Here is a 14,512-nt window from a genome sequence, read left to right as displayed (position 1 = left end):
CCCTGCCAGTCGGGGAGGTCGGCCCCGCCGGCAGTGACCAGGACGATGCCGCCTCGACGGGGAAGCTGCTGCGCGCAGAGCAGGGCTGCGGTTCGGTCGACCACGACGAGTCCCGCGTCGAGCCAGGTTCTGCGCGGCGGTGGCATCGCCGCCGCGCCGACGGTGCGGTCGGTGGCGGCCGCCACGCGGTGCAGGCTCGCCGTCAGGGCGGGATCGTCGACGAGGGCCAGGACGTCGTTCATGGCGCCCAGCTTGCGCGCCGAACGAGGGTGCCGGAAGCCGAGGCGGGGCGAATCGGCGAATCTGTGGATGAATGCGCCGCCTGTGGATGAACACGCCGGGCTTCGAAAGGTCCCGGAACAGAGGACGACCCTCGCCAGGGGGGGAGGAGGCGAGGGTCGTCATGTTCAGCCCCGGGGGGTCGGGCTGAACACCCCCTGGACTATGTCCAGGTGAGGTCGATACTACGCCGGGACCCGATATTTGCAAGTTCAACCGTCGCGTGTTCCACGCAGGTGGAGGCGCCCGACGACGGGCCGGATCACGGGACGTACCGGGAAGATGCAGCCACACCTATTGTGGTGCCGTGACCGACGCGACCGTGGACCCGACCCCGTCCGGCCGAATCGCCGCCTTCTTCGATCTCGACAAGACCGTCATCGCGAAGTCCAGCGCGCTCGCCTTCAGCAAGCCGTTCTTCGCCCAGGGGCTCCTCAACCGGCGGGCGGTGCTCAAGAGCAGCTACGCCCAGTTCCTGTTCATGCTGTCCGGCGCCGACCACGATCAGGTGGAGCGCATGCGTGCCCACATCGCGGCGATGTGTACCGGCTGGGATGTCGAGCAGATCAAGGCGATCGTCGCCGAGACACTGCACGACATCGTGGACCCGCTGGTCTTCGCCGAGGCGGCCGATCTCATCGCGGACCACCGGCTCCGGGGACACGACGTGATCATCGTGTCCGCGTCCGGGGAGGAGGTGGTCACCCCCATCGCGACGGCGCTCGGGGCGACGCACAGCACCGCGAGCCGGATGCGGATCGAGGACGGCCGCTACGCCGGGGAGCTGGAGTTCTACTGCTACGGGGAGGCCAAGGCGGAGGCAATCCAGGCGCTGGCGCTGCAGTACGGGTACGATCTCGCACGCTGCTACGCGTACTCGGACTCGTCGACGGACATCCCGATGTTGCGGGCCGTGGGTCATCCGCGGGCGGTGAACCCGGATCGGGTACTGCGCCGCGAAGCAGTCGAAAATGATTGGCCCATACTCACTTTCATCCGTCCCGTCCCGCTCCTGCACCGATTCACCACGACGTCGCCGGCCGTGGTCGCCGCGACGGCCGCGATCACCGCGGGCGCGGCGGCCGCGGGCGCCGCGGCGTACCTGGCGTTGCGCCGGAGGCACCGGCGCGGGTTCACGCCCCGGGGGTGACGGTCCCGAAAATGGGACTTGCCCCCCTGTGAGACCGGGAGTAGAAAGGAGTTACGGAAGGACGGAAGGCCAAGAGCGAATCGGAAGAGAAGGTTCGATCTCCCGACCGGACTTCCCAGCACGGACACCGAGCACCCACGCGGAGCCGATGCCACTATAAGGGCAAAAGCGTTGTGGGCTTGCGAGATTCGGGTCTTCGACGGCGAGCACCCCGCACCCGTTGCGAGGACGAACCAGCGATATCCGAACCCTCGCCGAGGCCAGTGACACACAACCCATGCAGCACGCTTGGTAACTCGGCAGTCCGTGCTGGCGGGCGACGCCACCGAAGTCATTCGGCGACGTCGCCCGCTTACATGTGACGACATGGCCCGAAAACGATGTCGGGCAGCCTGATTCACTGCTCTAACCAGCCGCACCGCTCGGACTAGCCGCCGGCGAAGGCGTCCGCGATCGATGTCGCCTCCCGCGCGCCCGCTTCCAGCCCGCCGCAGCAGAAGACGACCCAGCCGCCGACGCCGACCGCGGTGCCCGACTCGAAACCCGCGAGCCCGTCGCGGTAGGCCTGGGCGCGACGCATCCAGCTCACCTCGGGCACGCCCAGATTGTGCACGTCCAGCCCACTCGCGACCGACACGAGGCGCGACGCCGACCGGGCGATCACGCCGTCGGCCACTCCGAAGGGACGCAGCACCGCCAGCTCGCCGTGCACCACCGCGGCCAGCACCGGGGCGGGTGCCCGGGTACCACCGGTCACCAACTGCGCGAGGGCGTCGAGCCGCTCCCCCACGCCCGGCTCCGGGCGGGGCCGGCCCAGCACCTCCGGATCGTCGACGAGGTCGGCCGCCGCGAGCAGATGCAGACGTGCGAGGGTCTGCAAGGGCGCGCGCTGCCAGGTGGACACCATGACGGCCAGGCCGTCGCCGTCGAGCGCCTGCGCCACTCGCAGTGCGCCCGTCAGAATCGGCTCACCCGCCTCCCCCGGCGTGGGCAGCTCCATGGATCCACCGTCGAGCGCGGCCGAGGCCCGGGCGGCCCGGACCGACGCCTCGGCGGCGGTGTTCGGCCAGCCGCGCCGGTTGGTCTTGTGCCGGTGCACCTCGGCGAGGGCGTCGCGCGCGCGGTCCGCGGCATCGCGCACTCCGGGCAGGTCGAGCAGGGGCTGCAAGGGGTCGGTCACGGCATCCGACGGTACCGGCCGGTGCCGACTGCCCGGGCGCCGGTTCCGCTGGACGCGGAGGCCGACCGCCCGTCGCGCGGGACCGACCGATCGTCGAAAGTGAGCAGGTTGCAGCCGTATGCAACGGTGCGATGTCGGTCACAGGTGACTACCCTCACAGGTGCCCGAACTGTTTGGACCGACCGGAAAGAGGCCCCGCAACCATGACGAGCGCAGCGCAGGACCACGAACAGCAGGTGTACCCACCGAGCCCCGAGTTCGTCGCCACCGCCAACGCCGGTCCCGAGTTGCAGGCCGCCGCGGACGCCGACCGGCTCGGGTTCTGGGCGACGCAGGCGCAGCGGCTGGACTGGGCCACGCCGTGGACCGAGGTGCTGGACTGGTCCGACGCGCCGGTGGCCAAGTGGTTCGTCGGCGGGCAACTCAACGTCGCCTACAACTGCGTCGACCGGCACGTGCTCGCCGGCAACGGCGACCGGGTCGCCATCCACTTCGAGGGCGAGCCCGGCGATTCGCGGGCGCTGACCTACAACGACCTGCTCGCCGAGGTGTCCAAGGCGGCGAACACCTTCACCGACCTGGGCCTGGTCGCCGGCGACCGGGTGGCGATCTACATGCCGATGATCCCCGAGGCGATCGTGACGATGCTCGCCTGCGCGCGCCTGGGCCTGACCCACTCGGTGGTCTTCGGCGGGTTCTCCTCGCACGCGCTGCGCTCGCGCATCGACGACGCCCGCGCCAAGCTGGTGGTCACCGTCGACGGACAGTGGCGCCGTGGCCAGGCCGCTCCGCTCAAGCCGGCCGCCGACGAGGCCCTCGCCGAGGCCGCGTCGGTGCAGCACGTGCTGGTGGTCAAGCGCACCGGCATCGACGTCGACTGGACCGACGGACGCGACCTGTGGTGGCACGAGACGGTGGACAAGGCCTCCGCCGAGCACGAGGCCCAGCCGTTCGACGCCGAACATCCCCTGTTCATCCTCTACACCTCGGGCACCACCGGTAAGCCCAAGGGAATCGTCCACACCTCTGGTGGCTACCTGACGCAGGCCTCGTACACCCACCACTACGTGTTCGACCACAAGCCGGGCCGCGACGTGTACTGGTGCACCGCCGACATCGGCTGGGTCACCGGGCACAGCTACATCGTGTACGGCCCGCTGTCCAACGGCGCGACCCAGGTGGTCTACGAGGGCACCCCGAACTCGCCGAACGAGCACCGGCACTTCGAGATCATCGAAAAGTACGGGGTGAGCATCTACTACACCGCCCCCACCCTGATCCGCACCTTCATGAAGTGGGGCCGGCAGATCCCCGACGCCCACGACCTGTCCTCGATCCGGTTGCTGGGTTCGGTGGGTGAGCCGATCAACCCGGAGGCGTGGCGCTGGTTCCGGGAGGTCATCGGCTCGGGCAAGGCCCCCATCGTGGACACCTGGTGGCAGACCGAGACCGGCGCGATCATGATCTCCCCGCTGCCGGGCATCACCGCCACCAAGCCGGGCTCGGCGATGGCGCCGCTGCCGGGCATCTCCGCCAAGATCGTCGACGACAACGCGGCCCCGCTCGGGGCCGGCGGCAACGGCTACCTGGTGCTCGATCAGCCGTGGCCGTCGATGTTGCGCGGCATCTGGGGCGACATGGACCGGTACAAGGACACCTACTGGTCCCGGTACGCCGAGGAGGGCTGGTACTTCGCCGGTGACGGCGCCCGCTACGACGAGGACGGCGCCCTGTGGGTCCTCGGCCGCGTCGACGACGTCATGAACGTCTCCGGGCACCGCATCTCGACCTCCGAGGTCGAGTCCGCACTCGTCGGGCACCCGGCCGTCGCCGAGGCCGCCGTCGTCGGTGCCGCCGACGAGACCACCGGCCAGGGCATCGTCGCGTTCGTCATCCTGCGCGAGGGCGTGGAGAACACCGGCGATGCGCTGATCGCGGAACTGCGCAACCAGGTCTCCACCGAGATCTCCCCGATCGCCAAGCCCCGGCAGATCTCCGTCGTGCCGGAACTGCCCAAGACCCGTTCCGGCAAGATCATGCGCCGCCTGCTGCGCGACGTCGCCGAGGGCCGCGAACTCGGCGACACCTCCACCCTCGTGGACCCGAAGGTCTTCGAAGCCATCCGTTCCCAGAGCAAGTAGGCAGCGAAGCTGCCGGTGTGCCCTTTGGGCGGCCCCAACAGCCCAAAGGGCACACCGGCCGCGGAGCGGCCTACACCTCGTCCAGCCGGCGATCCTTGGTCTCGTGCATCACGAGCAGCGCGACGAAGGTGAGTGCGGCCGCGGCCAGGAGATACACACCCACCCAGCCGACCCCGTAGGTCGTGGCGAGCCACGTCGCGATGAACGGGGCGACGGCGGCGCCGAGGATGCTCGACACGTTGTAGGCGATGCCCGACCCGGTGTAGCGCACGTTGGTGGGGAACAGCTCGGGCAGCACGGCGCTCATGGGACCGAAGGTGAAGCCCATCAGGATCATGCCGAGGACGAGGAACAGCAGCATGCGCGGTTCGCCCATGTCCTCCGGGTCGAGCAGGATCCCGAAGGTCAGGCCGAACGCCATGATGATCCCGGTGACGACGAGCAGGGTGATGCGGCGACCGTAACGGTCGGCGAGCCGGCCGGACACCGGAATGGCGGCTGCGAAGAACAGCACCGCGACCAGCTGCAGCACCAGGAAGTCCGAGTACTGGAACCCGGCGCCGGTGCCGCCTTGCGCGGGGGTCTTCCCGGTGCCGTGGCTGAGCACCCAGGTCGTCATGATGTAGAAGAGGGTGTACGTCGCGAGCATCACGAATGTGCCGATGATCAGCTGACGCCAGCTGGTCCGGAAGACCTCGGCCAGCGGGGTCTTGACCTTCTTGCCCTCGGCGACGGCGCGGGCGAACACCGGCGTCTCCTCCAGCTTGAGCCGCACGTAGAGGCCGATGATCACCATCACCGCGCTGAGCAGGAACGGGATCCGCCAGCCCCACGTCAGGAACGCGCTGTCCAGGTCGGGCTCGGCGTTGTTGTGGTTCAGGAACAGGGTGATGATCAGGAACAGGCCGTTGGCCAGGAAGAATCCGATCGGCGCGCCCAGCTGTGGCCACATGGCGGCCCACGCCCGCTTGCCCTTCTCGGCGGTTTCGGTGGCCAGCAGTGCCGCGCCGCTCCATTCGCCCCCGAGGCCGAGGCCCTGACAGAAGCGCATGAGTGCGAGCAGCGCCGGGGCCAGCAGACCCACCTGGTGGTACGTGGGCAGGATGCCGATGAGGAAGGTCGCGACGCCCATGGTCAGCAGCGAACCGACGAGGGTGGCTTTGCGGCCGATGCGATCGCCGAAGTGACCGAACAGGATCGAGCCGACCGGACGGGCGACGAACGCGAGACCGAACGTCGCGAGCGAGGCGAGCAGAGCGGTGGTGCCGTTGCCCTTCGGGAAGAACAGGTGCGGGAACACCGAGACGGCGGCGGTCGCATAGATGTAGAAGTCGTAGAACTCGATCGAGGTGCCGACGGTGCTCGCGACGATGATGCGGCTGCGCGGTACTCCCGCGACCAGCGATCCGTCTCGGCCGGCGGTGTTGTCGAGGGAAGTGCTCACGAAACCAGCTCCAGAGATTCACATGATGGGAAACGATCCCAGCTTCTAGGAAAGTGAACACCTCCTTTCCGGAACGAATCAAATCGGACATCCGCCGACCGGACGGACGGGGATACGATTCGTCGCTGGGTGCGCTGGGAATCCTGGTCGGCGGCAGCCCCATCGCCCCGCGGATTCGTCGATCGAAAGGCCTTCGTGAATCAGCCACTGCGCTCGGAACTCACTCGGTATCTACGCACCGAGACCGTCGGTGGCGCGATCCTCCTCGTCGCCGCCGCCGTCGCCGTCCTGTGGGTCAACTCCCCGCTCGGTCCCGCCTACGAGAGGCTGCGCGACTTCACCGTCGGGCCGGAGGCGCTGCACCTGCATCTCACCGTAGGCACCTGGGCACAGGACGGCCTGCTCGCCGTGTTCTTCTTCGTCGCCGGACTCGAACTCAAACGCGAACTCGTGATCGGTGAACTTGCAGACCGCAAGAAGGCCCTGCTGCCGGTCATCGCGGCCTGCGGCGGCGTGCTGCTGCCGGCACTCATCGCCGCCACCGTCGGGTGGGGCACGCCGGGCATGGACCGCGGCTGGGCGATCCCCGTCGCCACCGACATCGCCTTCGCCCTCGGAGTTCTCGCCCTCACCGGTTCCCGCATCCCCACCGGCGCGCGTGTCTTCCTGCTCAGCCTCGCCGTCGTCGACGATCTCATCGGCATCGCACTGATTGCCGTCCTGTTCACCACGTCCATCGCGGCGCTGTGGCTGCTCGGGACCGTCGCGTGCGCCGCCGCCTACTGGTACGCCCAGCACCGGCGGATCACGACCCCGTGGCTGTACGTCCCGCTCGCGCTGCTCACCTGGTACGGCATGCACGAGGCCGGCATCCACGCCACCATCGCGGGCGTCGTGCTGGGTCTGCTCACCCGCGTCCGCGCCGACCCGGGTGAGCGGCGGGCACCGGCCGAGCGGCTCGCTCACGACCTCCAACCCTGGTCCGCCGGCCTGTGTGTGCCGCTGTTCGCGCTGTTCGCCTCCGGCGTTCCCATCGACGGCGAGGTCCTCGCCGATGTGTTCACCAGTCCGGTGGGCCTGTCCGTTCTGCTGGGCCTGCTGATCGGCAAGACGGTCGGCATCTTCGGCGCATCCTGGCTCGCGATCCGGACAGGCGTGGCCACCAGGCCCGCCGGGCTGGCATGGCCGGACCTGCTGGCCCTCGCCGTACTCGGCGGCATCGGATTCACCGTGAGCCTGCTCATCGCCGACCTCTCGCTCGCCGGAATCGACGGCGGGGCGCCCGCGGAGATCGCGAAGGCGTCGGTCCTCGTCACGTCACTGATCGCCTCGCTGCTGGGATCGACGCTACTGTTACGGCGTGGGCGAGCCCACCGTAGGCAATACGAATCAACTGGAGGGGTCGACAAGTGAGCGTGACGAACGGGAACCGGAAGCAGGGTGACGGGGTACCGACGAGCATCTCGTCCATTCCGCTGACCGAGGTGCGCGCCCGCACTCCTCAGGAAGCGAGCATCGGGGACCTGGTCCGCGACGCCACAGCACAGGTCTCGACGCTGTTCCGCGCCGAGGTCGAACTCGCCAAGGCCGAGGTCACCGGCGAGGTGAAGAAGGGCCTGCAGGGCAGTCTGTTCTTCATCCTGGCCTTCGCGGTCCTGGTGTTCAGTTCGTTCTTCTTCTTCTTCTTCCTCGCCGAACTGATCGACATCTGGACGCCCCGCTGGCTGGCGTTCCTGATCGTCTTCCTCATCATGGTCGTGGTCACGGCGATCTTCGCCCTGATCGGGTACCTGCGGGTGCGCAAACTGCGCGCCCCGGAGAAGACCATCGACTCGCTCAGGCAGGCTCGTACCGTCCTGCCGCAGCAACACGACGCGGAGCCGGCAGCGGGCCCCCGGCACGCGCGCTGATCCTCCACGTGCAGGGCACCGTGTCCCTCCCCGACCCGTCCACGGTCCGGTTCCCCGGGCCGTGGACGCACCGCGACATCCACGCCAACGGCATCCGTCTGCACGCCGTCGAAGCCGGCCCGTCCGGCCCCGACGCACCGCTGGCGCTGTTCCTGCACGGGTTCGCCGACCTGTGGTGGTCGTGGCGGCACCAGCTCACCGCCTTCGCGGACGCCGGCTACCGCGCCGTCGCCGTCGATCTGCGCGGCTACGGCGACTCCGACAAGCCCCCGCGCGGCTACGACGGCTGGACCCTCTCGGGCGACGTCGCAGGACTCATCCGCGCCCTGGGCTGCTCGGAGGCGACGCTGGTCGGGCACGCCGACGGCGGGCTGGTGTGCTGGGCGACGGCCGTGCTGCACCCGCGGCTCGTCCGGGCGATCGCCCTCGTGGACTCGCCGCATCCGATCTCACTGCGGGACGCGACGCTGCACGACCGGGCGCAGCGGGCGGCGCTGCTGCCCACGTTCCTCGCCTACCAGGTGCCGTGGCGGCCCGAACGCAAGCTCGTGCGCGACGACGGCTGGGAGATCGAACGACTGCTGCGGGCCCGCGCGGGCGCACGGTGGCAGCAGTCGGACGAATTCCGGGAGGTCGCCGAGCGGATGCGCTCGGCCATCCGCATTCCCGGCACCGCACACTGCACGCTCGAGTACCAGCGCTGGGCCTTCCGCAGCCAGTGGCGGCCGGACGGGCGACGGTTCATGGCGGCGATGGACAAGACGCTGACGCTGCCGGTCCTGCAACTGCACGGCGCGCGGGACCCGTACGTCGTGCCGGCGACCGTGCGCCGGTGCGTCCGTCACGCTCCCGGCCGGAAGTTGCTCATGATCGACGACGCCGGGCACTACGCCCATCAGGAGCGTGCCGACGACGTGACCGCCGCGCTGCTCGACTTCGCCGCCGGGCTCTAGGAGCCCCGGGATTCAGGCGATGCAGGTCCCCGTCGCCACCGCTGCGAACGAATCGTCGGCCAGTGCCAGCTGACTGCTGACCTCCGCCGCGGTCAGCACGAATCCGGTATCGCTGTTGTCCACGGCCGCCCCGAACACGACACCCAGGACCCGGCCCTGCTCGTCGACGAGCGGACCGCCGGAGTTGCCCTGCCGGATGGACCCGCGGACGGTGTACACCTCTCGCTCGACGGTGCCCGAGCGGTAGATGTCCGGTCCCTGCAGGTCGAGCGTCTCCCGGATGCGCGCGGCACTCGCCGTGTAGGGGCCGCCGCCGGGATAGCCCAGGACGAGGGCGTCCTGCCCCGAGTCGGCCGGGGCCGGGGCGAATTCGAGCGGTGCCACGTCGAGTCCCGGCACCGAGAGGATCGCGACGTCGACCGCGGGATCGAACAGCACGACCTCGGCGTCGAGCGCCCCGCCCAGCGTCTGCACCGACACTGCCGACGTGCCGGCGACGACGTGGGCGTTGGTCATGACGCGTTCGGGCGCGACGACGAACCCTGAGCCCTCGAGCGCGCGCTGGCAGGTCGGCGCGATGCCGTTGATGCGCAGCACACTCGGGTGCAGGTCGAGCGCGACGGGACTGGCGAGCACACTCGGGTCCGGTGGCTCCACCTCGGCGACCGGGGTGCGTCCGAACGGGCCGATGACGTCCGGCAGGCCCGAGGTGTCGAGCAGCGCAGAGAACTCCTTCGGGACCCCGCGCAACCAGTCCGGGGCCAGCACGTCGACCGTGCTCAGCACCCGGGACCCGCGCACGGCCGCGGAGATCTCCGGCTGGGACGAGGCGGTGAGCGGAATGGCGAGCAGCCATGCCGCCACCAGCACCGCCACGGCCTGCAGGCCGGCCCCGACCACGCTGTCGACGCCCCGCGCGACGGGGCTGTGCATGTTGCTCCGGGCCGCCCGGCCGAGCACCATGCCCGCGACCTCGCCGATGATGACGAGGACGACGATGAGCGCGATCCCGGCGAGGATCCGCATCCGTCCCTCCTCGACGTGCACGAGCACGTGCGGGGCGATCAGGATGCCGGCGACCGCGCCGAGCACCACGCCGAGGAACGCCAGCGCGGACGCCACCGCGCCCTGCCGCAGGCCGGACGACGCGGCCACGAGCACGACCAGCAGGATGAGCAGATCGATCCATCCGGACGGCGTCACGGTTCGACCACCCCTGTCTCGAGCTCGGCGAGCGTGACGTCGAAGTCACGGATGTCGCTGTGGTCCCACTCGATCTCCCAGCCCGACACCGCGAACAGGCCTGCGAGGATCCCCGCGGTGAATCCCCACACGAGCATGTCCTCCACCAGGAACGCCGGTCCCTGGTAGCCCCGCTCGTGCCGGATCTGGAAGCGATTGTCCGGGTCGAGCAGGTCGTGCAGGGACACCCGGACCACCCGGACCGCCTCGCGGGGGTCGACCACCCCGATGGGAGTGGGCTTCTCCCAGAAGGCCACCACCGGGGTGACGTCGAACCCGGACGGCGGGATGAAGATCTCCGGCAGCACCGTCAGCGGGCGGACACCCGCGGGGTCGAGGCCTGTCTCCTCCTGCGCCTCGCGCAGCGCGGTCGCGACCGCGCCGTCGTCCTCCGGGTCGGCGGCACCACCGGGGAACGCGACCTGTCCGCTGTGCTGACGCATCGTCGGCGCCCGCTGGGTGAGCAGGACGTCCGCGTCGGCGGGCAGTCCGCCCCGGGCCAGGGGATCGGGTTCGGGCGAGCCGCCGAACAGTACGAGCACGGCCGCGGGACGAACGGGAACCCCGCTCGGAGCCCGGCGGTCGAGCACGGGGTTGACCCGGTGCGGATCGCTCGGCAGGACGGTGGACACGTGGCGCAGCCAGTACGGCGTCATACCTTCACTCCCAGGTGGTACTCCACGGCGGCGGCGACCTCGTCGGCGCTGCGGAACGGCTGGGGCAGCACCTTGGCGACCGAACCGTCGGGCCGCAGCAGCACCGTCACCGGCAGCACCGGCGGCGACTGCACCGCGGCCTGCGCCCGCGCGGACCCGTCCTGCACCCCCGGCAGCTGCACGGCGTACTCCGCGAGCCGGGACAGGGCGTTGGCCTCGTTGGGATCGGTGTGGACGGTGACGACCGTGACCGCATCCCCGGCACGCTGCGCGTACTCCTGCAGGTAGGGCAGTTCTTCGGCGCACGGCCCGCACCACCACGCCCACAGGTTCACCAGGGCGGGCCGTCCCGCGAGCGCGGCCGCCAGGTCGACGCTGCTGCCGTCGCCGAGACACTCGAACCGCAGCCCCGCAAGCGGCCCCGCTCCGTTCCCGGCCGGGGCCGGGCAGGCCTCGAGCGCCGCCGCGGCACGCAGCGGCGCGAGGGCCTCGGGGGTGTCCTGGGCCCGGCGGTCCACCGGCGCCGCGGCCGGCCGGGCACCGTCGACGGGCGGTGCCGGATCGTCGGTGTCGCGGGGCCAGATCGCGACGATCAGCGCCACCACGACGACGAGTGCCACCAGGCTCCAGCGGCCTGCGCGGGTCAGTTGCACCGGGTCACCGTCCGGCCAGTTCGAGCAGGTGCTCGGTCTCCGGTCCCTTCACCAGCGCGGCGGCGGTCACGGGGTCGGTCGGTCCGATGCCGTAGGACGGGCAGTCCTTGGCCAGTACGCAGATGCCGCAGGCGGGTTTGCGGGCGTGGCACACGCGCCGGCCGTGGAAGATCACCCGATGCGAGAGCAGGGTCCATTCCTTGCGTTCGACGAGCGCACCGACGGCGTGTTCGATCTTGACCGGGTCGGTTTCCCCGGTCCACTTCCAGCGGTGCACGAGGCGCTGGAAGTGGGTGTCGACGGTGATGCCGGGAACGCCGAACGCGTTGCCGAGGACGACGTTGGCGGTCTTGCGCCCGAATCCGGGAAGTGTGACGAGATCCTCGAGCCGGCGTGGCACCTCGCCGTCGAACCGCTCGAGCAGGGCCTGGCCGAGCCCGATCAGGGAGTTGGCCTTGTTGCGGTAGAAGCCGGTGGACCGGATGTACTCCTCGAGCTCGGCGCGGTCGGCCTCGGCGTAGGCGCGGGCATCCGGGTAGCGGGCGAACAGTGCCGGGGTCACCTGGTTGACCCGCACATCCGTGCACTGGGCGGACAGGATCGTGGCGACCGCCAGCTCGAGTGGCGTGGTGAAGTCGAGTTCGCAGTACACGTGGGGAAACGCCTCGGCGAGCCGCCGGTTCATGCGACGCGCCCGGCGCACGAGGGCGAGCCGACTCTCGGGTGGGCGCTCGCCTCCGGACGCGCGTCGTCGGCGCACGTCGGGACTCTCGGACGGGGTCGCATGCACCTGCTCCACTGTACGTACCCGGCCCGTCGCGGATTCGGCGCTGTGTCGCATCTGAGACCTTTCTTGTGTTTACTTCCCGGTATGCAAGCTCTTGCTGTCGTGCTCTTCCCCGTCCTGCTCATGCTGTTCGCATTGGCGATGGAGCGGGTCGAGTCCCGGCTGAGCCGTCTGTCCGTTCGCCAGCAGGAGGTCGAGGAGTTCCTCGACAAGGCGAGCCACGACGACGTCGCCACCCTGGCCAGGGAGGGATTCCCCCACGCTCTCGCCCGGTTCCACCGCCGCCGGCGGCGGGTCCTCGTCATGGAGTTCGACGACGCGGAGTCCGACATAGGGGAGCGCCGCGCGAGCTGATTCCGGGACGCATCGGTAGAATGCGTGGGCGCTGCCGCGGGAACGGCACGACGGTTGTCGTGGTGTCAATCACTCGTGCCGAGGGCGCGCACAGTAGACTTCGATTCCGTACGCGTTGCAGGTGGCCTGTCCGGGCGCCCGTGGACGTCGTGCGGACCCGGCAGCATGACGACGAGAATTACCCTCAAAGGAGCGCACGTGGACGACGTCCTGGCCAGAGCAGGCATCTTCCAAGGAGTCGAACCCTCGGCGGTTGCGGCGCTGGTCAAAGAGCTTCAGCCGGTCGATTTCCCCCGCGGACATGTCATCTTCAACGAGGGTGAGCCGGGCGACCGCCTGTACATCATCGTCTCCGGCAAGGTGAAGCTCGGCCGCCGTTCCCCGGATGGGCGCGAGAACCTGCTGACCATCATGGGTCCGTCCGACATGTTCGGTGAGCTGTCGATCTTCGACCCGGGCCCGCGCACCTCCACCGCGACGACCGTGACCGAGGTCCGCGCCGTGAGCATGGACCGCGACGCGCTCAAGGCCTGGATCGATCAGCGCCCGGAGATCGCCGAGCAGCTGCTGCGCGTGCTCGCGCGCCGCCTGCGCCGCACCAACAACAACCTGGCCGACCTGATCTTCACCGACGTGCCCGGTCGCGTCGCGAAGGCTCTGCTGCAGCTCGCGCAGCGGTTCGGCACCCAGGAGGCGGGCGCGCTGCGCGTCACGCACGACCTGACCCAGGAGGAGATCGCACAGCTCGTCGGCGCCTCCCGCGAAACCGTGAACAAGGCGCTCGCCGACTTCGCCCACCGCGGCTGGCTGCGGCTCGAGGGCAAGAGCGTGCTCATCTCCGACTCGGAGCGCCTCGCCCGCCGCGCGCGGTAGGCCCACCCTTCCGAACGACCCGAGGCCGGTGCATCGTCGATGCACCGGCCTCGGGTCGTCCCAGGTCAGGCGAAACTGCGCAGGTACTCGAGCTGGACGTTGACCGACTTCTCCGCGACCGGCCACAGCGACGGGTCCACATCGGCGTACACGTGCTCGACGACGGATCGCGGCGTGGCGTCGTCCCCGAGCACTCGCAACGCGGCCCGCACCTGGTCGAGCCGCTCCTCCCGATGGGCGAGATAGCCGCGGGCGACGGTCTCCAGGTCGGGCAGATCCGGTCCGTGACCGGGCAGAACGGTGTAGCCGCCGCCCAGGTCGATCAGCCGGCGGAGCGACCCGAGGTAGTCCCCGAGGTCGCCGTCGGAGTCGTCGAGAACGGTGGTGCCCCGGCCGAGGATGGTGTCGGCGGTGAGCACGCTGCGGTCGTCCTCGACGACGAAGGACAACGAGTCCGCGGTGTGGCCCGGCGTTGCGAGCACCCGGATCCGCAGCCCGGCCGCCTCGATCGTCTCGCCGTCGGCCAGGCCCGCTCCCCCGCCGTGCCGGTGCCGGGCATCCACGGCCCGTACCGGGGTGCCGGTGAGTTCGGCGAACCGGCCGGCGCCGTCGGTGTGGTCGCCGTGCCGATGGCTGACCAGCGTCAAGGCCACGGGAACGCGCGCGACGCGGGCGAGGTGCGCCTCGTCGAGCGGGCCCGGATCGACCACGACGCATTCGTCGCTGCCGGGGGCCCGCAGGATCCAGGTGTTGGTGCCGTCGAGCGTCATCATCGACGGGTTCTCGGCCAGCACCACCGCGGCGTTGGCGGTGACCTGCCGCAACTGTGCGTACGCGGGGTGAACCAGCGTCACGATCCGGCCTCCTCCATGTGGGGTGCGTCCCACTCT

The 14,512-nt window shown here is 70.1% G+C and carries 14 protein-coding genes and 1 pseudogene; 7 read left to right on the top strand and 8 right to left on the bottom strand.

Translation table 11 applies throughout. The features are described 5' to 3' along the window. Window positions 1–242, bottom strand: a pseudogene (locus OEY_RS0116905) (septum site-determining protein Ssd); the annotation flags it as partial. A 344-nt stretch (window positions 243–586) separates the two neighbouring features. Between OEY_RS0116905 and OEY_RS0116900 the strand changes: the two are divergent. After that, the gene (locus OEY_RS0116900) at window positions 587–1,429 is read left to right on the top strand and encodes an HAD-IB family hydrolase (protein ID WP_010595022.1); all 843 of its coding nucleotides are present in this window, start codon (window positions 587–589) and stop codon (window positions 1,427–1,429) included. A gap of 427 nt (window positions 1,430–1,856) precedes the next feature. Here the strand turns inward: OEY_RS0116900 and OEY_RS0116895 are convergent, their stop codons facing one another. Continuing rightward, window positions 1,857–2,609 carry a hypothetical protein gene (locus OEY_RS0116895; protein ID WP_010595021.1) on the bottom strand — a complete coding sequence of 251 codons (753 nt, stop codon included), beginning with the start codon at window positions 2,607–2,609 and terminating at the stop codon, window positions 1,857–1,859. 203 nt (window positions 2,610–2,812) lie between these two features. On the opposite strand from OEY_RS0116895, the gene acs reads away from it, so the two are divergent. Then, on the top strand, window positions 2,813–4,750 hold the full coding sequence (gene acs, locus OEY_RS0116890) for an acetate--CoA ligase (RefSeq protein ID WP_010595020.1): 1,938 nt from the start codon (window positions 2,813–2,815) through the stop codon (window positions 4,748–4,750). A gap of 70 nt (window positions 4,751–4,820) precedes the next feature. On the opposite strand, the gene OEY_RS0116885 is transcribed toward acs, so the two are convergent. Next, window positions 4,821–6,194, bottom strand: coding sequence for an MFS transporter (locus tag OEY_RS0116885; protein ID WP_010595019.1), 1,374 nt, complete (start codon window positions 6,192–6,194; stop codon window positions 4,821–4,823). A 195-nt stretch (window positions 6,195–6,389) separates the two neighbouring features. Here OEY_RS0116885 and nhaA point away from each other — a divergent pair, with 195 nt between their 5' ends. Genes nhaA through OEY_RS0116870 form a run of 3 tightly spaced genes read left to right on the top strand, consistent with a single transcriptional unit; the run spans window position 6,390 to window position 9,057 of the window. Further along, on the top strand, window positions 6,390–7,607 hold the full coding sequence (nhaA, locus tag OEY_RS0116880) for a Na+/H+ antiporter NhaA (protein ID WP_010595018.1): 1,218 nt from the start codon (window positions 6,390–6,392) through the stop codon (window positions 7,605–7,607). Beyond that, entirely contained in the window at window positions 7,604–8,104 is a 501-nt protein-coding gene (locus OEY_RS0116875; RefSeq protein ID WP_003935267.1) for a phage holin family protein, read from the top strand. The genes nhaA and OEY_RS0116875 overlap by 4 nt, the downstream gene beginning before the upstream one ends. A 20-nt stretch (window positions 8,105–8,124) precedes the next feature. Beyond that, window positions 8,125–9,057 (top strand): alpha/beta fold hydrolase, encoded by a 933-nt coding sequence (locus OEY_RS0116870; RefSeq protein ID WP_026137873.1) that lies wholly within the window; start codon window positions 8,125–8,127, stop codon window positions 9,055–9,057. Window positions 9,058–9,069: 12 nt separating this feature from the next. Here the strand turns inward: OEY_RS0116870 and OEY_RS0116865 are convergent, their stop codons facing one another. The 4 genes from OEY_RS0116865 to nth are packed head-to-tail and all read right to left on the bottom strand — an operon-like array spanning window position 9,070 to window position 12,407. After that, window positions 9,070–10,260: a MarP family serine protease gene (locus OEY_RS0116865; RefSeq protein ID WP_010595016.1), complete on the bottom strand. Its 1,191-nt coding sequence runs from the start codon at window positions 10,258–10,260 to the stop codon at window positions 9,070–9,072. Further along, window positions 10,257–10,955 (bottom strand): NUDIX hydrolase, encoded by a 699-nt coding sequence (locus OEY_RS0116860; protein WP_010595015.1) that lies wholly within the window; start codon window positions 10,953–10,955, stop codon window positions 10,257–10,259. The genes OEY_RS0116865 and OEY_RS0116860 overlap by 4 nt, the downstream gene beginning before the upstream one ends. Next, window positions 10,952–11,575, bottom strand: a complete 624-nt coding sequence (locus OEY_RS0116855; protein WP_010595014.1) for a TlpA family protein disulfide reductase — start codon at window positions 11,573–11,575, stop codon at window positions 10,952–10,954. Before OEY_RS0116855 ends, OEY_RS0116860 begins: the two co-directional genes overlap by 4 nt. A 37-nt stretch (window positions 11,576–11,612) precedes the next feature. Then, complete coding sequence (gene nth, locus OEY_RS0116850; RefSeq protein ID WP_026137872.1) at window positions 11,613–12,407, bottom strand: endonuclease III; 795 nt, start codon at window positions 12,405–12,407, stop codon at window positions 11,613–11,615. A 72-nt stretch (window positions 12,408–12,479) separates the two neighbouring features. On the opposite strand from nth, the gene OEY_RS0116845 reads away from it, so the two are divergent. Together OEY_RS0116845 and OEY_RS0116840 are read left to right on the top strand one after the other, a co-directional pair. After that, a complete protein-coding gene (locus tag OEY_RS0116845) occupies window positions 12,480–12,749 on the top strand; it encodes a hypothetical protein (protein ID WP_026137871.1) in 270 nt (89 codons plus the stop codon). 198 nt (window positions 12,750–12,947) lie between these two features. Further along, window positions 12,948–13,622: a Crp/Fnr family transcriptional regulator gene (locus OEY_RS0116840; protein WP_003935274.1), complete on the top strand. Its 675-nt coding sequence runs from the start codon at window positions 12,948–12,950 to the stop codon at window positions 13,620–13,622. Between the two features lie 65 nt (window positions 13,623–13,687). On the opposite strand, the gene OEY_RS0116835 is transcribed toward OEY_RS0116840, so the two are convergent. Beyond that, the gene (locus OEY_RS0116835; protein WP_010595011.1) at window positions 13,688–14,476 is read right to left on the bottom strand and encodes an MBL fold metallo-hydrolase; all 789 of its coding nucleotides are present in this window, start codon (window positions 14,474–14,476) and stop codon (window positions 13,688–13,690) included. Window positions 14,477–14,512: the final 36 nt, after the last annotated feature.

Origin of the sequence: Rhodococcus sp. P14, assembly GCF_000256505.1 — a bacterium.
Taxonomy (GTDB): domain Bacteria; phylum Actinomycetota; class Actinomycetes; order Mycobacteriales; family Mycobacteriaceae; genus Rhodococcus; species Rhodococcus ruber.
This window is presented reverse-complemented; position numbering and strand designations above follow the sequence as displayed.